Raw genomic sequence first — 18,146 nt, forward strand, 5'->3', positions numbered from 1 at the left:
CGCCGATTACCAGGTGAAGGTCTTCGCGCCCTCGGCGTCGATCAGCTTCACGTCCACCGGCACGGCGGCCGGCACGTTGGCGCCCCACTTCCTGGCAAGCGCGATGCCGATGGCCAGGCGGATCTGGTCGCGCGGGTACTGCGCGGTGGTGGCGATGAACTTCGAGCCCGGCTTCTGCATTGCCTTGATGGCTTCGGGCGCGCCGTCCACGCTCGCGAGCTTCACGTCCTTGCCGCTGGCCTCGATGGCCGCCAGCGCGCCCATCGAGCCGCCGTCATTCACGCTGAAGATGCCCTTCAGGTCCTTGTTGGCCTGCAGGATGTTCTCGGTGACGGTGAGCGCGGTGGCGCGCTCCTGCTTGCCGTTCTGCGTGCTGACCACCTTGATGCCGGGGTACTTGGCGAGCGCTTCGCGGCAGCCCTTCACGCGCTCCAGGATCGGCACCACCGGAATGCCGTCGAGGATCGCCGCGTCGCCTTTCTCGCCGATGCTCTTGGCAAGGTATTCGCAGGCGAGCCGGCCGGCGTCGGTGTTCTTCGAGCCGACGAAGGAGTCGACCGGTCCCTGCGCGTTGGCATCCACCGCCACCACGATCAGCCCCGCCTTCTTGGCCGAGCGCACGGCCGACTGCACACCGGTGGAGTCGGTCGGGTTCAGCAGCAGGATGTCGATCTTCTTCTGGATCATGTCCTCCACGTCGCCGATCTGCTTGGCCACGTCGTGCCGCGCGTCGGTGGTGACCACCGTCGCGCCGATGCTGGCCGCGGCTTCCTCGAGCGCCTGCTTCATCGTCACGAAGTAGGGGTTGTTGAGTTCCTGGAAGGTCATGCCGATGCGCAGCGGCTGCTTCGGTGCCTGCGCCTGGGCGGCGGAGGCGCCGCAGACCAGCGCGGCGGTGAGGGCGGTGGCTTTGAGGATGTTCTTCATGGTGGCTGTCTCCTTGAGGTTGTCTCTGTTTGAAAAACGCTGGCAAAGGGTCGCCCTGCGCGGCGCCTGTGCGCCGCGCCAGAAACGACGCGGGGGAACTCGGGGGCGCGCTAGGGCGGACTGGCCGCGCGCGATGCGGCGGCCTGCATGCGATGAAAACTGCGGAACTTGCTCGGCGGCATGCGCTTGTGCAGCAGGAACTGCCGGTTGAAGTTCGACACGTTGTTGAAGCCCACGTCCATGCAGACGTCGAGCACCGGCTTCTCGCTGCTGGTGAGCAGCTCGCAGGCCCGGCTGATGCGCAGCCGGTTCACGTAGCGCACGAACGACTGGCCCGTGTGCTTGCGGAAGGCACGCGAGAACGCGCTCGGGCTCTGGCCCACCAGCTCGGCCAGCATCGGCTCGCGCAGGTCGTCGCCGAGGTTGGCCGCGATGTGCGCCAGCACGTTGTTGATGGCGTGCGACATGAAGGCCTTGGGGTCGGGCTCGAACGCCGGGCTCGCAAGCCGCTGGCGGTCCTTGCTGTCCACCAGCAGTTCGAGCAGCGAGAGCAGCAGGATCACGCGGCGCAGACCGCGCGCTTCGAGCAGCGACTCCATGATCGGCTTGGCGGCAGCGGCGGTTTCGGCCGAGAACAGCAGGCCCGAGCCCGATTCGGCCAGCAGCAGCGCGATGCGCTCGAACTCGGGAAAGGTGGCCGCCATGTTCTTCGCCAGCTGCGCCGGAAACTGGATCACGATGCCGCGCCGCTCCACGCTCTGGCCCGTCGGCACGTCGCTGATCCAGTTGTGCGGCAGGTCGGGGCCCATGAGCACGAGGTTGCCGGGCTCGAAGTGGCCGACGTGGTCGCCCACGAAATACACGCCGCGGGTCTCGACGATCAGCTGGATTTCGTACTCGGGGTGGAAATGCCAGCGCACCGTGCGATACGGATAGCCGTGCGCCCAGGCGGTGAACGATTCGTCACCGCGGACTTCGACGATTTCCAGATCGGGTTGCATGGACGGTTCCTTTTCCTTGTCTCGGGGCGCACTGTACGAATCGCCCAGGGCGCCAACAACCAGAGATGGCGCCCGAAATTGATACTTTTTTGACCTTTGTGCAAGCCTGCCGGCCCAGGCATTGCATCGCAGCAAAGCCCTTTCTCCTCGGGAGAGAGGCCGTGCCGCGCGGCGATTGCTGCACTGCCGCAAGAGCGAACGGCGTGGCGTCAAGAATTCATAGGTGTTTTCCCGCCCCGCGAAGGCCCGGCGGCGGCACGGCACACTCTGGCGCCATGACGAACACCTCTTCTTCTCTCCCGGCCGCAGGCCCGCTGGCCGGCCTCAAGGTCGTCGAGCTCGGGCAGCTGATCGCCGGGCCTTTCGCGGCGCGCACGCTGGCCGACTTCGGCGCCGAGGTCATCAAGATCGAGCCGCCTGGCGCGGGCGATCCGCTGCGCAGCTGGCGGCTCCTGAAGGATGGCACCTCGGTGTGGTGGCAGGTGCAGTCGCGCAACAAGCGTTCGCTCGCGCTCGACCTGCGCCAGGCCGAGGCACAGGCCGTGGTGCGGCAGCTGGCGGCCGAGGCCGACGTGCTGGTCGAGAACTTCCGCCCCGGCGCGATGGAAGGCTGGGGCCTCGGCCCCGACGAACTGCTGGCCGCCAACCCCGCGCTCGTGATGCTGCGCATCAGCGGCTACGGCCAGACCGGCCCCTACCGCGACCGGCCGGGCTTCGGCGTGGTGGCCGAGGCCATGGGCGGGCTGCGCCACCTCACGGGCGAGCCCGGCCGCGTGCCGGTGCGCGTGGGCGTGTCGATCGGCGACACGCTGGCCTCGCTGCATGGCGTGATCGGCGTGCTGATGGCGATGCAGCACCGCCATGCCACCGTCAGCGCCGAGCATCCGAAGGGCCGCGGCCAGGTGGTCGACGTGGCGCTCTACGAGGCGGTCTTCAACTGCATGGAGAGCCTGCTGCCCGAGTACAGCGCGTTCGGCGCGGTGCGCGAGGCGGCCGGCAGCGCGCTGCCCGGCATCGCGCCGACCAACGCCTACCGCTGCGCCGATGGCGGCTACGCCATCGTCGCGGGCAATGGCGACAGCATCTTCCGCCGGCTGATGGAATGCATCGGCCGGCCCGACCTCGCGGCCGATCCGTCATTGGCCGGCAACACGGGCCGGGTGGCGCAGGTGGAAATGCTCGATGCCGCGATCGGCGACTGGACCGCGGGCCGCACGGTGGACGAGGTGCTGGCCGCACTCGATGCGGCGCAGGTGCCGGCCGGCCGCATCTACACCATTGCCGACATCGCGGCCGACCCGCACTACGCCGCGCGCGGCATGTTGCAGCAGGTGCGCATGCCCGACGGCAGCGCGCTCGCGGTGCCGGGCTTCGTGCCCAAGCTGTCGCTCACGCCGGCCAGCCACCGGCGCAATGCGCCGGCGCTGGGCGCGGACACCGACGCAGTCCTGAAGGAGATCGGCCTCAACGCCAAGCAGATCGCCGCGCTGCATGCGCGCGGGATCGTCGGCTGAGCGCTGCGGGTCAGGCGCGAAGCGACTCGATCAGGTCGATGTACTTCTGCTTCGCCTCGTCGGCGCTCAGGCCCTTTTGCGCGGTCCAGGCATCCCACTTGGCGCGCGCGACGATGTCGCTGAAGCTCGGCTTCTTGGCGGTGTTGTCGCCTTCGGTGGCCTGCTTGAAGAGGCCGTAGATCTTGAGCAGCGTCGGATTGTCGGGGCGCTCCGGCAGCAGCTTGGAGTTGGCCTGGGCGGCTTCGAAGAGGGCGTTGAGGTCGGACATGGCGGTCGGAGTGGAAAAGCGGGAAACCCGCATCTTAAAGTGCGCGGTACCCGTGGGTACCAACGCGCGGCTCAGTCCGTCAGGCCGGCGCGCGCCAGTTCCACGTCGAGCCGTTCCTTGGCATCCGCCGGCTTCAGCGCGGCGGCCTTCTCGTAGAGCTGCGTGGCCTCGCCCAGGCGCGCATCGCCGTGCAGCATGAGCAGCGCGCGGCCGTATTCCATGAGCGCGCTCGGCGAATGGGGATGCAGCTCCAGGCCGCGCTCGAACAGCTCGACCGACATTTCGGCGCGTACGCCGTAGGTCATGCGGCCGACCAGCGCGCCCACCTTGTCGATCACTTCGGCGTGGAAGGCGGCCAGCGCGATGTGCGCATCGGCATGCTGCGGCTGCAGCTCAATCACGCGCTCGAGTGCCTCCTTGAGCTTGCTGCCGAGGCCCTGCGCCAGCGCGCGCGCCACGCTGATGCCCTGGCTGTAGCGCCCGAGCGCATAGGCCTGCCAGTAGAGCGCGTGGCAGTTGTCGGGCTCGGCGCTGGCTTGTGCGGCGGCGCGTTCGATGACCTGCCGGAACATCGAGAGCCGGACTGATTCGCGCGGCTCCAGGTAGTTGGCATAAACGGCGGTGGCCTGGTTGGCCAGCACCAGGCCCTCCGGGCCGTGCGCCAGGCCGAGCGCGGCGGCGCGCTCGAACTCGCCGTTGTGATAGAGCGCCCAGCCATCGGCCAGCGGATGTCCGCTCGGCGGGGGCGGCAGGGCGTGGCCGGCGTGCAGCCGGGGCCAGTGCCGCAGCAGGCTGTGCGCGTCATAGCGCGGCAGGTCGGCGTAGGGCAGCGGTGTCCAGGATTGCGCAGCAGCCGCGGCAACCGGGCTGGCGGACATCAGCGAGAGCGGCTTGAAATCTGGATGGGACATGGCGTTAGCGGGCCTCGGCTGCCAAATCGGCGGCGGCCTCCGCAGGCCGCACGCTTGCGGGATCATCGCCGCTGTAGGCGTTGCTCAGTGTCAGCAAATGCCGCCGCTGCTCGCCTGCCAGGTACGGCGCGAGCAGGTGCAGCGTGTGCTGGCCGCCGCGCATCAGCGCGCCCTGGGCGTGGGCCGGTTCGAGCGCCTCGCGCGGATTGCGCACGTACTCGTAGCTGAGCCAGTAGGTCAGCACCACCACCATGCTCTGGGCGAGGGTGTCGACCTCGTGCACGTCGATGTCCAGGTGGCCGGCCCGGCTCAGCCCCGCGATCAGCATGCGGATGGCGCGCGTCTTGTTCTTGAGCACCAGCTGGAACTGCGTTTCCAGGTGTCGGTTCTTGCTCAGCAGGTCGTTCAGGTCGCGGTAGAGGAAGCGGTAGCGCCAGATCAGCTCGAACAGGCTGTGCATGAAAAACCAGGCGTCTTCCACATCGTGCACGCCTTCGCTGGCATGCAGCAGCTCGTTGAGCTCGGCCTCGTAGCCTTCGTAGAGCTTGTTGATCAGCTCTTCCTTGGCGGGGTAGTGGTAGTAGAGGTTGCCGGGGCTGATGTTGAGCTCGCCCGCCACCAGCGTGGTGGAGACGTTCGGCTCGCCGAAGCGGTTGAACAGCTCGAGTGCGGCTTCGAGGATGCGTTGCGCTGTGCGGCGTGGCGCCTTCTTGGCCATGTCAGTCCCCGTTTTTTATCTCTTGGGGACACTCTAGCCTATGTGCACTGCACCATGAATGCGCCAGCGCAATGTTTTGCGGCGGCGCGCGTTGTGCACCGCCGCAAAAATGGGCCCGGAGGGAGAGCTTTCAGCCCGCCTTGGGGCTGCGCCGCACGGTCTTCTTGGTGGCGGCCGCGGGTGCTGCGCTGCGGCCCGCCGTCTTGCGGGTGGTGGTGGTGCGCCCCGCAGCCGCGGTGGGCTTGCCCGGCCGGTGATGCAGCTCGGCCTCGAGCGCGGCCACGCGGGCCTGCAGCGCGGCGTGCTCGGCGGCCGAGGGAATGCCCAGCTTTTCGAGTGCGCGCGCCACGCGCTCCTCGAAGATGTTCTCGAGCTTGCCCCACTGGCCCGCGGCCTTGGTGCCGAATTCGCTCGCGAAGCCGGCCATGCGCGTCTGCGCCTGCGCCAGGGTTTCCTCGGCGGCCTGCTGGGTCTTCTTCTGCAGGCCGGCGCCGTCCTTCACCAGCGCCTCGAAGGCCTTGCTGCCTTCCTGCTGCATCTTGGCGAAGGCGCCAAGCCCCGCAAGCCAGATCTGCTGGGCCGAGTCCTTGATGCGGTCCGAGCCCTTGTTGCCGTGGTCGTCGTCCTGGGTAGCCATGATGCGAATGTTCCTGTGAAAACAACGAGCGACTCTAGCCGCTCGGCCCGCTCATCATTAGAGCTTTATGCCTATGGCTGCGGGCTAAGCCGTTGCTCCGGCAGCGCGGCTGGCGTCCAGATGCGCCTTGGCGCGCTCCGCAAGCGCCATTTCGCCCGGCGTGCCCGGCACGTAGGGCTGCACCGGCAGCGGCCGGCCGTGCGAATCGACCGAGACGAAGACGATCAGGCATTCGGTGGTCTTGTCCATGGTGCCGCCCTTCATGTCGCCGCTGCGCACCTCGACCGAGATGTTCATGCTGGTGGTGCCGGTGTAGGCGAGCCGGGCCTCGACCTCGACCAGGTCGCCGATCATGATCGGATGGTGAAAGCGGATGCTGCCGATGAAGGCCGTCACGCAGTAGCGCTTGGCCCAGCTGGTGGCGCAGGCGTAGCCGGCCTCGTCGATCCATTTCATGACGGTGCCGCCGTGGACCTTTCCGCCGAAGTTGACGGTGCTGGGCTCGGCCAGAAAGCGAAGGGTGATGGAGGACATGCGCCGCCTTTTTGTGTGAGCCGTGGGTGGGGTTCCGATTATGCGAGCGAGCGCCGGCCGCGGCGCGCGCCGCCGGTCGGCGCGGCGCGCACGCTCAGCCGCCGCCGAACAGCTCCGCCAGCGTGCGCCGCAGCCAGGCGTTGCCGGCGTCCGCGTGGAAGCGCTCGTGCCAGTGCTGCTTGACGGCGTAGGCCGGCAGCTCGAAGGGCGGCTCCAGCAGCTTCACCGGCTCCTGCGTGGCCAGCACCTTGCCGAGGATGGCGGGCACGATCACGATCAGCTCCGTGTGCGCCACGATGCGCGCCACGCTCAGGAAGCTCGACAGGCTGGCCACCACGTTGCGCCGTAGCCCCAGCCGCGCGATGGTCTTGTCGACGATGGCGTGGCCGGTGCCCGACGAGGCCACCACCGCATGCGCCTCGCTCTCGAAGCGCTTGCGCGTGAGCCGCTCGCCGATGCGCGGATGGTTGCGCGCGGCCAGGCAGACGAAGTTCTGCATGAAGAGCGTCTGCTGGTAGAAGCCCGCGTCCAGCTGCGGCATGAAGCCTACCGCCAGGTCCACCGCGCCGTCTTCGAGCCGACGCCCGCTCTCGGTGGAGATGATTTCGGTCTCGATGCGCACCCCGGGCGCCGTGCGCCGCAGGTGGTCGAGCAGGCCGGGCAGCAGCACCACCTCGCTGATGTCGGTCATGCAGATGCGAAAGCTGCGCGCCGCGGTGGCGGGGTCGAAGCTGGCGCGTCCGCCCTTGGCCCGGTTCAGCTGGTCGAGGATGCCGAGCACCAGCGGCTGGATCTGCCGCGCATAGGGCGTGGGCTCCATGCCGCGCGAGGTGCGCACGAACAGCTTGTCGCCGAAGTGCGTGCGCAGCCGGGCCAGTGCGGTGCTGGCCGCCGACTGCGACATGCCGAGCCGTTCGGCGGCGCTCGACACGTTGGCCGTCTTGTAGACCTCGTCGAACACCAGCAGCCATTCGAGATCGAGCTGGGCCATGGAACATCTCCTTTGCGGCAATCACTATCAAAAAAACAGATCGGGCCTATCGTCACGGACCCGTTGCGCCAATAGTAGTACCGGCGGAAGATCGCACTTCCCCGGAGACAACCGCCGCACGACGGCCGGAACTGCTGCAGCCCATGAACCCCACCGCCCAGAAACCCGCCGCCCCGGCGCCTGCCAATGCCGCGGAGCGCCGCAACTACTACGAGCGCATCCGCCCGCTCCACCTCACGCCGCTGTGGGAGTCGCTGCATGCGCTGGTGCCGCGCGAGCCCGCCACGCCCTGCGTGCCGGCGCTCTGGCGCTACGACGAGATCCGCCCGCTGCTGATGGAGTCGGCCGCGCTCATCACCGCCGAGGAAGCGGTGCGCCGCGTGCTCGTGCTCGAGAACCCGGCGCTGCCCGGCAGCTCGTCGATCACGCAGTCGATCTACGCCGGCCTGCAGCTCATCATGCCGGGCGAGGTGGCGCCCTCGCACCGCCACGTGCAGTCGGCGCTGCGCTTCATCGTCGACGGCAAGGGCGCCTACACCACGGTGGGCGGCGAGCGCACCACCATGTACCCGGGCGACTTCATCATCACGCCGTCCTGGGCCTGGCACGACCATGGCAACGAGGGCGTTGGCGGCACGGTGGAGCCGGTGGTCTGGCTCGACGGGCTCGACATTCCGATGCTGCGCTTCTTCGACGCCGGCTTTGCCGAGAACGACGACGCCAAGGTGCAGCACGTGGCGCGCCCCGAGGGCAACAGCCTCGCGCGCTTCGGCCACAACATGGTGCCGGTGCGCCACGACCACGTGTCGCCCACCTCGCCGATCTTCAACTACCCCTACGCGCGCAGCCGCGAGGCGCTGGCCCTGCTGCAGAAGCAGGAAGCGCCCGATGCCTGGCTGGGCCACAAGCTGCGCTATATCAACCCGCTGACGGGCGGCGCGCCGATGCCCACCATCGGCACCCAGCTGCAGCTGCTGCCCAAGGGCTTCGCGGGCAAGGCGCACCGGACCACCGACGGCACCGTCTACAGCGTGGTCGAAGGCCGCGGCATCGCGGACATTGCGGGCCGGCGCTTCGAGTTCGGGCCGCGCGATACCTTCGTGGTGCCTTCGTGGGCGCCGCTGCGCCTGTCGGCACCGGCCGACGACGTGGTGCTCTTCAGTTTTTCGGACCGTCCCGTGCAGCAGGCCATGGGCATCCTGCGCGAAGCCTTTCTCGAAGACGCCTGAAACCGTCCGCACCATTTTTCTTTCTTCTCTTGTCTTGACCCTGTGCCGCCGCGCGCGGCAGGAGCCCACATGTCCTTCGTCTTCACACCTCCTTCCATCGTCGGCCTGCCCATCGTGGGTTCGAGCGAGCTGTTCCCGGTGCGCCGGGTCTATTGCGTGGGCCGCAACTATGCGGCGCATGCGCGCGAGATGGGCTTCGACCCCGACCGCGAGCCGCCGTTCTTCTTCTGCAAGCCCAACGACGATGCCTCGGTGGTGCCCGTGGCCGAAGGCGAGACCGGCGCCATTCCCTACCCGCCGCTCACGAGCAACTACCACTACGAAGCCGAACTCGTGGTGGCCATCGGCAAGGGCGGCAAGGACATTGCAGTGGCAGAGGCCGCCGGCCACATCCACGGCTATGCCGTGGGCCTGGACATGACGCGGCGCGACCTGCAGATGAAGATGCGCGAAGCCGGCCGGCCATGGGAAATCGGCAAGGCCTTCGACTTCTCGGCGCCCATCGCGCCGCTGCGCACGCTGGCCGAGGTGGGCGAGATCAACGCCGGCGCCATCACGCTCGAGGTGGACGGCCAGGTGCGCCAGAACAGCGACATCACGCACCTGATCTGGTCCGTCAACGAGGTGATCGCCAATCTCTCGACGTTCTTCACGCTGCAGCCCGGCGACCTGATCTTCACGGGCACGCCCGAAGGCGTGGGCGCGGTGAAGCCCGGCCAGACCCTCAAGGTGAGCATCGACAGGCTGCCTTCGCTCACCGTGCGCATCGACTGAGCAAACGCAGCGCAGCAGAGGCCCCGCGATGAGCACATCTCCCCCGAAGAATCCCCCCACCGTGCTGCTCGTCGGCGGCGGCATCGGCGGCATGGCGGCCGCGCTGGCGCTCGCGCGCATCGGCGTTTCCATCGACCTGCTCGAGCAGAGCGCCACCATCGGCGAGATCGGCGCCGGCCTGCAGCTCGGCCCGAATGCCTTCGCGGCGCTCGATGCGCTCGGCGTGGGCGAGGCGGTGCGCCGCAACTCGGTCTTCACCGACCGGCTCGTGATGATGGATGCGGTCGACTGCGGCGAAGTGGCTTCCGTGCCCGTGGGCGAGGCCTTCCGCGCGCGCTTCAAAAACCCCTATGCCGTGAGCCACCGCGCCGACCTGCACGGCGCCATCCACGAAGCCGTGAAGCGGCATCCGCTGATCCGCTTCCACACGTCGGCGCAGGTCGAGTCCCTCGACATCGGCGCAGGCGGCGCGAAGGGCGTGGTTGCCACCACGCGCGACGGCCGGCGCTTCAAGGCCGATGCGATCGTAGGCTGCGACGGCGTGAAATCGGTGGTGCGCGCCCAACTGATCGGCGACGAGGCGCGCGTCTCGGGCCACGTGGTGTACCGCGCGGTGGTGCCGGTGGCCGACATGCCGGCCGACCTGCGCTGGAATGCGCCCGTGGTCTGGGCCGGGCCCAATTGCCACCTGGTGCACTATCCGCTGCGCCATGGCGAGCAATACAACCTGGTCGTCACCTTCCACAGCCGCGAGCAGGAAGAGTGGGGCGTTTCCGAAGGCAGCAAGGAAGAAGTGCTTTCCTACTTCGAGGGCGTGCATGCGCGCCCGCGCCAGTTGCTCGACCGGCCGAGCTCGTGGCGGCGCTGGAGCACGGCCGACCGCGATCCGGTGGCGCGCTGGAGCGACGGCCCGGCCACGCTGCTCGGCGACGCCGCGCATCCGATGATGCAGTACCTCGCGCAGGGCGCCTGCATGGCGCTGGAGGACGCCGTCACGCTGAGCGCCGCGGTGCGGGCCTGCGATTTCGACATGCCGGCCGCCTTCAAGCTCTACGAGGCCGCGCGCATTCCGCGCACCGCGCGCGTGGTGCTGTCGGTGCGCGAGATGGGACGGCTCTATCACGCCAGGGGCGTGGAGCGGCTGGTGCGCAACAGCCTCTGGGTGGGCCGCACGCCCGAACGCTTCTACGATGCGGTCGAGTGGCTCTATGCCTGGCGGCCCGAGCATTGCCTGGACGACGCGCCGCTGCCGCTGCAGCGCCCCGTCGCGGCGCCCGGCGCCGATGTGGCCGCGGTGCTTTCGCCACACTGAGCGAGCGGGTTTCTTTCATCATCACCATTCGAGGCCACAGGCCCAGGAGACAACAAGCCATGACCTTTCCATCACGCGCATTGCTGGCAGGCGTCCTTGCCCTGGCCGGCGCCGTCGCCAGCAGCGCTGCCCTGGCGCAGGCCGCCGACTACCCGAACAAGCCGGTCACGCTGGTCACGCCCTTCGCGGCCGGCAGCGGGCCCGACGCGGTGCTGCGGCTGGTCTCCGACAAGCTCTCGCGCCTGTGGAACCAGCGCGTGCTGATCGACAACCGGCCGGGCGGCGGCGGCTTCATCGCCATCGACCAGGCGCGGCGCGCGGCGCCCGACGGCTACACGCTGCTGCAGCTCGACAGCGAACACATCGCCGCGCTGCCGCACCTGTACAAGTCGCGCAACTTCGTGACGCTGCAGCATTTCGACCCGGTGGCCTCGCTGTTTCGCACGCCCTTCTTCGTGGCGGTGTCGAGCGAGTCGAAGTGGAAGAACATGGGCGACCTGATCGCGGCCGCCAAGGCCAATCCCGATGCCATCGTGTACGGTTCGTGGGGCGTGGGCAGCCCGGGCCACCTGGGCGCGCAGCAGCTCGAGGCGCTCACCGGCATCCGCATGCGGCATGCGCCGTTCCGCGAGGTATCGCAGCTGTTCTCCAACGTGGGTACGGGCGAAGTGCCATGGAGCTTTGCCAGCATTCCGTCGAGCCAGGGCATCTACAAGGCCGGCAAGCTGCGCTACCTGGCCATTGCCGCGCCCCGGCGCATTCCGCAGATGCCCGACGTGCCCACCATGGCCGAGGCCGGCGGGCCGGCCTCGCTCGAGGTCAACTCCTTCGTCTCGCTGCTCGCGCCCAAGGGCGTGCCGGCGGCCGTGAAGGCCAGGATCAATGCCGACGTCGCCAAGGTCATTGCCGACCCCGAGATCCGCGCGCGCTTCGACACCTTCGCCTTCGAGCCGCTGGCCTGGTCGCCCGAGGAGATCGAGCGCAACGCCGAGGCCAAGTCCAAGGTGTATGGCGAACTGGTCCGCCGCGGCAACATCAGCCTCGACTAGCGGCTCTCATTACCATTACGTTTTTTCACATTTCCTTTTCAGCTTCCATGCACGCCACCAAGAGAGCCCTCCTGATCGCCTGCGGCCTGGCCGCCGCCGCGCTGCCGCTGGCGGCCAGCGCACAGAACAATGCCTGGCCGACCAAGCCGATCCGCCTGCTCGTGGGTTTTCCGGGCGGCTCCACGCCCGACATTGCCGCGCGCACCATCGCCGAGCCACTGGCCAAGGCGCTGGGCCAGCCCGTGGTGGTCGACAACAAGCCTGGCGCCTCCGGCAACATCGCCGCCGACATGGTGGCCAAGGCCACCGACGACCACACGCTGGGCATCGTCATCAACGGCAATCTCACCTCGTCGAAGATGCTGTACCCGCGGCTGCCCTACGACCCGGCCAAGGATTTCACCTACCTCTCGCTGATTGCCACGGCCCCGCTGGTGCTGGTGGCGCAGAACAACCTGCCCTCGGGCACGGCCTTCTTCGACGCCGCGCGCAAGGGCGGCGACAAGTGGAACTACGGTTCGGTGGGCGTGGGCTCGGTCGGGCACCTGGGCATGGAATTGCTCAAGAGCCGCGTGGCCGGCTTCAACCCGGAGCACGTGCCCTACCAGGGCAACCCGCAGGTCGTGACCGCGATGCTCGGCGACCAGGTGCAGATGGGCCTCATCCCGCCGGGCGTGGCCATGCCGCAGGTTCGCGCCGGCAAGCTCAAGGCCATCGGCCTCACGGGCGGCCGCAGCGCGCTGGTGCCCGAGCTGCCGCCGCTCGCCGACGCCGGCGTGCGCGACTTCAACCTCGAGGTGTGGGTGGCGCTGCTCGGCCCCGCCAACCTCTCGAAGACCGCGCAGGCGCGCATCAGCCGCGAGGTCGAGGTCATCATGAAGCAGCCCGAAGTGCGCCAGAAGCTGTTCGAGCAGGGCTGGCAGGCCGTGGGCACCTCGCCCGACGGCATGCGCCTGCGCGTGAAGGAAGAGGCGGCGATCATGACGCGCATCATCTCGGCCCGCGGCATCAAGATCCAGTGATGACGGCCGTGCAGCACAGGAAGACCCTGTCCGAGCCGGCGCGCGAGCTGCCGGTGTTCGGCGAATATGACGTGGTGGTGGTCGGCGGCGGCCCCGCCGGCATTGCCGCCGCCGTGAGCGCGGCGCGCCACGGCGCGAACACGCTGCTGGTGGAGCGCTACGGCTTTCTCGGCGGCATGGGCACCGCGGGCGGCGTGACCAACTTCGCGGGCCTCTACGGCAAGCGCCACGGCGAGATGACGCTGCTGGTACGCGGCGTGGCCGACGACCTGCTGGCGCGCATCGATGCGCTGGGCGGCCTCAACACCCCGCAGGACGGCATGCAGGGCCGCATCCGCGTGCGCTCATACGACACCTCGGCCTACAAGATCGCGGCCGACCAGCTGCTGCTCGATGCCGGCGTCAAACTGCTGTTCCACGCCTGGGCCGCCGCGGTGGTGCGCGAGGGCGACCGCATCGCGGCGCTTGTCGTGGAAACCAAGTCGGGCCGGCAGGCGATCCGCGCCAATGCCTTCATCGATGCCAGCGGCGACGCCGACGTGGCGGCCTTTGCAGGCGTGCCCTTCGAAGTGGGCGACGGCCATGGCAGCGGCCTGTTTCCGACCACCATGTTCCGCGTCGGCCAGGTCGATGCGCAGCCCGCGCTCGCGGCCGTCGGCGAGTTCAAGGCCATCAACGAGCTGATGGCACGGGTGCAGGCGCAGAAGCCGGGCGCCTACAAGTTCCCGCGCGAAGGCGCGATCCTGCGGCCGAACATCGATCCGCGCGAATGGCGCGCCAACGTCACGCAGATCCGCAACGCGGCCGGCCGCGCGATGAACGGCGTCGACGCGCGCGAACTCACCGAAGGCGAGCTCGAAGGCCGGCGCCAGATCGCCGAGTACTTCAAGTTCATGAAGGCCGAGGTGCCGGGCTTCGCGCAATCGGCCATCGTCGAGATCGCGCCGCAGGTCGGCATCCGCGAAACGCGCCGCATCGAGGGCCTCTATGCGCTCACGGGCGAGGACATCCTGTCGTCGGCCAGCTTCGACGACAGCATCGGCATCAACGCCTGGCCCATGGAGATGCATGCCGACGGCCGCATCGAGTGGGCCTTTCCGCGCGACGAGAGCCGCACCTACAACCAGCTGCCGTGGCGCATGCTGGTGCCGCGCACCGTCGACAACCTGCTGGTGGCCGGCCGCTGCGCCGCCATGACGCACGAAGGCCAGTCGGCCGCACGTGCGAGCGGCGGCTGCTTCGTGATGGGGCAGGCGGCGGGCACGGCCGCGGCTTCGCTGGGTGCCAGCGCGAAGTTCGCGGACGTCGACGTGCCGGCGCTTCAGAAGAAGCTGGCGGCCGACGGCGCCGATCTCGATCGCTGAGCCCCTGGCGGCGCGCTGACCGCCCCGCGACAGCCCGCGGGCGCGGCCTTTGCTATGGTCGAGGGTTGCTTCCTTCGCATTGAACGTTCTTCCTCCGATGACCACCGATCCCGCCACCGCTGCCCGCCTTGTCGCCGAACTCGTTGCGCTCATGCAGCTCGAGCCGCTCGGGGGCGACCGCTTCCTGGCGCAGAGCGAAGACATCGGCACACCCGCCGTGTTCGGCGGCCAGGTGCTCGGCCAGTCGCTCGCCGCCGCCAGCCTCACGGTGGGCGCCGAGCGGCCGGTGCATTCGATGCATGCCTACTTCCTGCTGCCGGGCGAGCATGCGCCCATCGAATACAGCGTGGACCGCGTGCGCGACGGCCGCAGCTTCACCACACGGCACGTGGTGGCGCGCCAGCAGGAACGCATCATCTTCGAGATGTCGGCCTCCTTCCAGACGGTGGACGACGGCGTCGAGCACCAGTTCGCCATGCCGGCGGTCGAAGGTCCCGAGGGGCTCGCGAGCGAACTCGACCAGCGCATCGCGCTTGGCGACCGCCTGCCCGAGCGCTGGCGCGTCAAGGGCCTGGAGCCGCACGGCATCGAATACCGCGGCGTCGAGGCCGACGACCTGCTGGCGCCGGTGGTGCGCTCGTCCGACAGCGCTATCTGGATGCGCGCCATCGCGCCGCTGCCCGACGACCCGGTGGTGCACCGCGCGCTGCTCGCCTACGCCTCCGACCACGGCCTGCTGCGCGCCGCGATGCTGCCGCACGGCCTGAGCTTCATGAGCGGACAGGTCCGTCCCGCCAGCCTCGACCACGCGATGTGGTTCCACCGCGATTTCCGCATGGACGACTGGCTGCTCTACGTGCTGGATTCGCCGAGCGCCAGCGGCGCGCGCGGCCTGTGCCGAGGCAGCCTGTTCACGCGTGACGGGCGGCTGGTGGCGTCGACGGCGCAAGAGGGGATGCTGCGCGTGAGGCGCTGAAGGGCTGGTTGCCGCTATGGCGGCGTTTCGGTGGTCATCGGTCCCGAAGCGCCGTCGCGGCTGCGCTCGTCGAGCAGCCGCTGGTAGTTGTCGCGCAGCAGGATGCCCGCGTAATACACGTGCTCGCGCATCAATTGCTCCGCGCGTGCCGCATCGCCCGAGATCACCGCATGCACGATGCGGTGGTGGTCGTCGTGCGAACGCAGGATCACGCCGTGGTCGTTCCACAGCATGATCCGGTCCGATGCGAAGGGAACCGCTTGCGCCTGCGCGCCGAAGCGCATGACCCACGGATTGCGGGCACCCTGCATCAGCGCGTTGTGCAGCCGCACGTTCATCTGCTGGTAGGGCGCCAGGTCCTCGACCAGCAACTGTCCCTTGGCCAGGATCTCGTCGCCTTCTCGCAGGCAGTCGTGCAGCAGTGCTGCGGTTGATTCGTCCACGCCGAGCGCGGCAAAGCGTCGGCATGCCAGCCCCTCGAGCACGGAGCGCACCTCGTAGGCCGCCAGGATGTCCTCGAGCGCGAACGAGCGCACCAGGTAGCCCTTCTTCGGCTGGTGATCGATCAGCCCTTCCATCGCAAGCGCGGCCAGTGCGGTACGCACCGGCGTGCGCGACACCTTGAGGCTTTCCGCGATCGGCACTTCCTCCACGCGCGTGCCGGGCGCCAGCCGGCCGCGAAGGATCCAGGCGCGCAGCGTCTCGGTGACCTGTTGGGAGAGTGTGTCCATATCAGGTATACATGATGCCAGTAGAAATCGTGAAGATAGCGCGATACTAGGGAAAACGAGGGAGATTTGAGGCTGTCATGTATACACAATGCGACCCTTCGATCAATATTCACGCTGCATCGCGCAGCCGGAGACATCGCAGCCCATGGCGGAACATCATGCACAACCCCACGGCCGGCTGGCCCTCGTGACCGGCGGCGGCCGGGGCATCGGCGAGGCCGTGTGCCGCCGCCTCGCGGCCAGCGGCTTTCGTGTCGTGGTGGCCGACATCGACGGCGGCAACGCGCGCACCGTGGCGCGGTCGCTGGGCGAGGGCCACCACTTTCGCCAGTTCGACGTGAGCGAGGAAGCAGCGGTGGAAGCGGCGTTCGAGGACATCGAAGCCCATCTGGGCCCGGTCGCCGCACTGGTCTGCGTCGCCGGCGTGCTGCTGATGCCCGGCGGCGAGCGTTCGCCCATCAAGGACACCACGCTGGAGGACTGGGAGCGCACCTTCGCGGTCAACGCGCGCAGCGTGTTCCTCTGCGGGCGCGCCTACCTGCGCCGACGCGAGGCCAGGCCGGTCGCGCACGGCCGCATCGTCACCTTCGGCTCGGTGGCGGCGCAGCTTGGCGGCTACCGCTCGAGCGCGACCTACATCGGCGCCAAGTCGGCGGTGCTCGGCCTCACCAAGGCCATGGCGCGCGAATCGGCGCACCTGGGCGTGACCGTCAACGCGGTGGCGCCCGGCCTCATCGACACCGACATGCTGCGCGGCACCGTGCGCAGCAGCGGAGCGCTGGAGGCGGCGGCCGCCAACATCCCGCTCGGGCGCATCGGCACGGTGGACGACGTGGCGGGTGCGGTCGACTACCTCGCCTCGGAGCAGGCGGCCTACATCACGGGCAACGTGATCGATGTCAACGGCGGTTACCGCATGCAGTAGGGCCCACGCCCCGCCTTCCCTTTATTCCAACGGAGACAGCACCATGAAGAAGAATCTGCTTTCGGCCCTGGCCGCCAGCGCGGCACTGTGCGCGCTGGCGCCCGCCGCGTTCGCGCAGTCCGAACCCGGCCTTACCGACAAGACCATCAAGATCGGCATGTTCTCGCCGATGTCGGGCGCCTCGATGAACTACGGCTTCGACGTGATCAACGCCGCCAGGATGTATTACGACAAGGTCAACAAGGAAGGCGGCGTGAACGGCCGCAAGATCGAGCTTGTGGTGGAGGACGACCGCTGCAATGCCAACGACCTGCTGGCCGCGGTGAAGAAGCTCACCGAGCAGGACCAGGTGTTCCTGCTCAACGGCGGGTCCTGCTCGGCGGCCGTGGTGGGCGCGCGCGAGTATGTGGAGCGCGCAAAGATCCCGCTCGTGATGCTCAACGCCTCGGGCGACGGGGCGCTGTATCCGCCGTCGAAATACATCTACGGCGCGTTCTCCATCTCGCAGCATGCGGTGGGCGGCTCGATGGTGCAGTTCGCGAGCGAGCAGCTCAAGGCGAAGAAGATCGGCTACATCAACCACGACGACGCCTACGGCGGCTGGAACCTCGAGTCGGCCCAGGCGCAGGCGAAGGCGCTCGGCGGCGTCGACCTGCAAGTGCAGTCGGTCAACCCCAACATCACCGACGTCACGGCGCCCATGCTGAAGATCAAGGCCGCCAACCCCGACGTGCTGCTGCTCACCACCTACGCGCGGCCCGTGAGCCTGATCGTCAAGCGCGCCTTCGAGCTGGGTTTCAACAAGCCCATCGTGCTGGCCGTGAATTCCACCGCCGACCTGAAGCAGCTGGTGGAGAACGTGGGCAACAAGGACGCCTTCAAGAACGTCTACATCCAGGAAGTGCTGGCCGATCTTCCCGGAGGCCCCAAGCTCAAGTGGGTGTACGACATGTACAGGGCCGCCTACCCCGACCTGGCCTCGAAACCCGGCTATCCGCAGACCTACATGCCCTACGGCATTCCCTCGGCGATGGCGGTGGTCAACGCGCTGAAGGCCGCGGGCCCGAACCCCACGCGCGAGAAGGTGCTGGCGGCGCTCTCGACGATGAAGTTCGACTCCGGCGTGATGGCCGGCCCCATCGAGTTCGGCCCGGACGACCGCGCGGCGCAGGAGGCGGCGATCTACATCAAGTTCGACGGCAGCAGCATGGCGCTGGTGCCGGGCAGCTACAAGAGCGTATGGAAGTACAAGCCCTGAGGGCG

19 protein-coding genes are annotated in these 18,146 nt (G+C 68.6%); 10 read left to right on the forward strand and 9 right to left on the reverse strand.

Annotated features, from left to right (window positions below; genetic code table 11):
• Positions 1-6 precede the first annotated feature (6 nt).
• Positions 7-927: an ABC transporter substrate-binding protein gene (locus IB278_RS10945; RefSeq protein ID WP_192323432.1), complete on the reverse strand. Its 921-nt coding sequence runs from the start codon at positions 925-927 to the stop codon at positions 7-9.
• A gap of 110 nt (positions 928-1,037) precedes the next feature.
• A complete protein-coding gene (locus tag IB278_RS10950; RefSeq protein ID WP_145742762.1) occupies positions 1,038-1,928 on the reverse strand; it encodes a helix-turn-helix domain-containing protein in 891 nt (296 codons plus the stop codon).
• A 275-nt stretch (positions 1,929-2,203) separates the two neighbouring features.
• Here IB278_RS10950 and IB278_RS10955 point away from each other — a divergent pair, with 275 nt between their 5' ends.
• Positions 2,204-3,442 (forward strand): CaiB/BaiF CoA transferase family protein, encoded by a 1,239-nt coding sequence (locus IB278_RS10955; RefSeq protein WP_145742760.1) that lies wholly within the window; start codon positions 2,204-2,206, stop codon positions 3,440-3,442.
• Positions 3,443-3,452: 10 nt separating this feature from the next.
• Here IB278_RS10955 and IB278_RS10960 read toward each other — a convergent pair whose 3' ends face one another.
• The 6 genes from IB278_RS10960 to IB278_RS10985 form a co-directional block, all read right to left on the reverse strand.
• On the reverse strand, positions 3,453-3,710 hold the full coding sequence (locus IB278_RS10960) for an acyl-CoA-binding protein (protein WP_145742758.1): 258 nt from the start codon (positions 3,708-3,710) through the stop codon (positions 3,453-3,455).
• A 71-nt stretch (positions 3,711-3,781) separates the two neighbouring features.
• On the reverse strand, positions 3,782-4,621 hold the full coding sequence (locus tag IB278_RS10965; RefSeq protein ID WP_186454152.1) for a hypothetical protein: 840 nt from the start codon (positions 4,619-4,621) through the stop codon (positions 3,782-3,784).
• A gap of 4 nt (positions 4,622-4,625) precedes the next feature.
• Positions 4,626-5,339: a TetR/AcrR family transcriptional regulator gene (locus IB278_RS10970; RefSeq protein WP_192323433.1), complete on the reverse strand. Its 714-nt coding sequence runs from the start codon at positions 5,337-5,339 to the stop codon at positions 4,626-4,628.
• A 130-nt stretch (positions 5,340-5,469) separates the two neighbouring features.
• Positions 5,470-5,976, reverse strand: coding sequence for a phasin family protein (locus IB278_RS10975; protein ID WP_192323434.1), 507 nt, complete (start codon positions 5,974-5,976; stop codon positions 5,470-5,472).
• An 84-nt stretch (positions 5,977-6,060) separates the two neighbouring features.
• Complete coding sequence (locus tag IB278_RS10980; protein ID WP_145742753.1) at positions 6,061-6,510, reverse strand: acyl-CoA thioesterase; 450 nt, start codon at positions 6,508-6,510, stop codon at positions 6,061-6,063.
• Between the two features lie 94 nt (positions 6,511-6,604).
• On the reverse strand, positions 6,605-7,501 hold the full coding sequence (locus tag IB278_RS10985; protein WP_192323435.1) for a LysR family transcriptional regulator: 897 nt from the start codon (positions 7,499-7,501) through the stop codon (positions 6,605-6,607).
• 143 nt (positions 7,502-7,644) lie between these two features.
• Here IB278_RS10985 and gtdA point away from each other — a divergent pair, with 143 nt between their 5' ends.
• The 7 genes from gtdA (at position 7,645) to IB278_RS11020 (ending at position 15,227) form a co-directional block, all read left to right on the forward strand.
• Positions 7,645-8,730, forward strand: coding sequence for a gentisate 1,2-dioxygenase (gtdA, locus tag IB278_RS10990; protein ID WP_192323436.1), 1,086 nt, complete (start codon positions 7,645-7,647; stop codon positions 8,728-8,730).
• A gap of 69 nt (positions 8,731-8,799) precedes the next feature.
• The gene (locus IB278_RS10995; protein WP_192323437.1) at positions 8,800-9,504 is read left to right on the forward strand and encodes a fumarylacetoacetate hydrolase family protein; all 705 of its coding nucleotides are present in this window, start codon (positions 8,800-8,802) and stop codon (positions 9,502-9,504) included.
• A gap of 28 nt (positions 9,505-9,532) precedes the next feature.
• Positions 9,533-10,816 carry a 3-hydroxybenzoate 6-monooxygenase gene (locus IB278_RS11000; protein ID WP_192323438.1) on the forward strand — a complete coding sequence of 428 codons (1,284 nt, stop codon included), beginning with the start codon at positions 9,533-9,535 and terminating at the stop codon, positions 10,814-10,816.
• Between the two features lie 59 nt (positions 10,817-10,875).
• Positions 10,876-11,865: a Bug family tripartite tricarboxylate transporter substrate binding protein gene (locus IB278_RS11005; RefSeq protein WP_192323439.1), complete on the forward strand. Its 990-nt coding sequence runs from the start codon at positions 10,876-10,878 to the stop codon at positions 11,863-11,865.
• 47 nt (positions 11,866-11,912) lie between these two features.
• Positions 11,913-12,887 (forward strand): Bug family tripartite tricarboxylate transporter substrate binding protein, encoded by a 975-nt coding sequence (locus tag IB278_RS11010; protein WP_192323440.1) that lies wholly within the window; start codon positions 11,913-11,915, stop codon positions 12,885-12,887.
• The gene (locus IB278_RS11015) at positions 12,887-14,251 is read left to right on the forward strand and encodes an FAD-dependent oxidoreductase (protein ID WP_192323441.1); all 1,365 of its coding nucleotides are present in this window, start codon (positions 12,887-12,889) and stop codon (positions 14,249-14,251) included. Before IB278_RS11010 ends, IB278_RS11015 begins: the two co-directional genes overlap by 1 nt.
• Before the next feature lie 97 nt (positions 14,252-14,348).
• Entirely contained in the window at positions 14,349-15,227 is an 879-nt protein-coding gene (locus IB278_RS11020; protein ID WP_145742738.1) for an acyl-CoA thioesterase, read from the forward strand.
• A 14-nt stretch (positions 15,228-15,241) separates the two neighbouring features.
• Here IB278_RS11020 and IB278_RS11025 read toward each other — a convergent pair whose 3' ends face one another.
• On the reverse strand, positions 15,242-15,958 hold the full coding sequence (locus tag IB278_RS11025; protein ID WP_145742737.1) for a GntR family transcriptional regulator: 717 nt from the start codon (positions 15,956-15,958) through the stop codon (positions 15,242-15,244).
• A 145-nt stretch (positions 15,959-16,103) separates the two neighbouring features.
• Between IB278_RS11025 and IB278_RS11030 the strand changes: the two genes are divergently transcribed.
• Together IB278_RS11030 and IB278_RS11035 are read left to right on the forward strand one after the other, a co-directional pair.
• Entirely contained in the window at positions 16,104-16,883 is a 780-nt protein-coding gene (locus IB278_RS11030; RefSeq protein ID WP_145742735.1) for an SDR family NAD(P)-dependent oxidoreductase, read from the forward strand.
• A 43-nt stretch (positions 16,884-16,926) separates the two neighbouring features.
• A complete protein-coding gene (locus IB278_RS11035; protein WP_145742734.1) occupies positions 16,927-18,141 on the forward strand; it encodes an ABC transporter substrate-binding protein in 1,215 nt (404 codons plus the stop codon).
• The last annotated feature ends 5 nt before the right edge of the window (positions 18,142-18,146 follow it).

Source organism: Variovorax sp. VRV01 (genome assembly GCF_014852545.1).
Lineage (GTDB): Bacteria > Pseudomonadota > Gammaproteobacteria > Burkholderiales > Burkholderiaceae_C > Variovorax > Variovorax beijingensis_A.

Bases quoted from the DNA above. Each gene is read 5' to 3' on its own strand.
- IB278_RS10950 (WP_145742762.1), bottom strand. From the start codon at position 1,928: ATGCAACCCGATCTGGAAATCGTCGAAGTCCGCGGTGACGAATCGTTC.
- IB278_RS10985 (WP_192323435.1), bottom strand. From the start codon at position 7,501: ATGGCCCAGCTCGATCTCGAATGGCTGCTGGTGTTCGACGAGGTCTAC.
- IB278_RS11020 (WP_145742738.1), top strand. From the start codon at position 14,349: ATGACCACCGATCCCGCCACCGCTGCCCGCCTTGTCGCCGAACTCGTT.
- gtdA (WP_192323436.1), top strand. From the start codon at position 7,645: ATGAACCCCACCGCCCAGAAACCCGCCGCCCCGGCGCCTGCCAATGCC.
- IB278_RS11015 (WP_192323441.1), top strand. From the start codon at position 12,887: ATGACGGCCGTGCAGCACAGGAAGACCCTGTCCGAGCCGGCGCGCGAG.
- IB278_RS10945 (WP_192323432.1), bottom strand. From the start codon at position 927: ATGAAGAACATCCTCAAAGCCACCGCCCTCACCGCCGCGCTGGTCTGC.
- IB278_RS10995 (WP_192323437.1), top strand. From the start codon at position 8,800: ATGTCCTTCGTCTTCACACCTCCTTCCATCGTCGGCCTGCCCATCGTG.
- IB278_RS11035 (WP_145742734.1), top strand. From the start codon at position 16,927: ATGAAGAAGAATCTGCTTTCGGCCCTGGCCGCCAGCGCGGCACTGTGC.
- IB278_RS11005 (WP_192323439.1), top strand. From the start codon at position 10,876: ATGACCTTTCCATCACGCGCATTGCTGGCAGGCGTCCTTGCCCTGGCC.
- IB278_RS11000 (WP_192323438.1), top strand. From the start codon at position 9,533: ATGAGCACATCTCCCCCGAAGAATCCCCCCACCGTGCTGCTCGTCGGC.
- IB278_RS11030 (WP_145742735.1), top strand. From the start codon at position 16,104: ATGGCGGAACATCATGCACAACCCCACGGCCGGCTGGCCCTCGTGACC.
- IB278_RS10970 (WP_192323433.1), bottom strand. From the start codon at position 5,339: ATGGCCAAGAAGGCGCCACGCCGCACAGCGCAACGCATCCTCGAAGCC.
- IB278_RS10975 (WP_192323434.1), bottom strand. From the start codon at position 5,976: ATGGCTACCCAGGACGACGACCACGGCAACAAGGGCTCGGACCGCATC.
- IB278_RS11025 (WP_145742737.1), bottom strand. From the start codon at position 15,958: ATGGACACACTCTCCCAACAGGTCACCGAGACGCTGCGCGCCTGGATC.
- IB278_RS10960 (WP_145742758.1), bottom strand. From the start codon at position 3,710: ATGTCCGACCTCAACGCCCTCTTCGAAGCCGCCCAGGCCAACTCCAAG.
- IB278_RS10965 (WP_186454152.1), bottom strand. From the start codon at position 4,621: ATGTCCCATCCAGATTTCAAGCCGCTCTCGCTGATGTCCGCCAGCCCG.
- IB278_RS10980 (WP_145742753.1), bottom strand. From the start codon at position 6,510: ATGTCCTCCATCACCCTTCGCTTTCTGGCCGAGCCCAGCACCGTCAAC.
- IB278_RS10955 (WP_145742760.1), top strand. From the start codon at position 2,204: ATGACGAACACCTCTTCTTCTCTCCCGGCCGCAGGCCCGCTGGCCGGC.
- IB278_RS11010 (WP_192323440.1), top strand. From the start codon at position 11,913: ATGCACGCCACCAAGAGAGCCCTCCTGATCGCCTGCGGCCTGGCCGCC.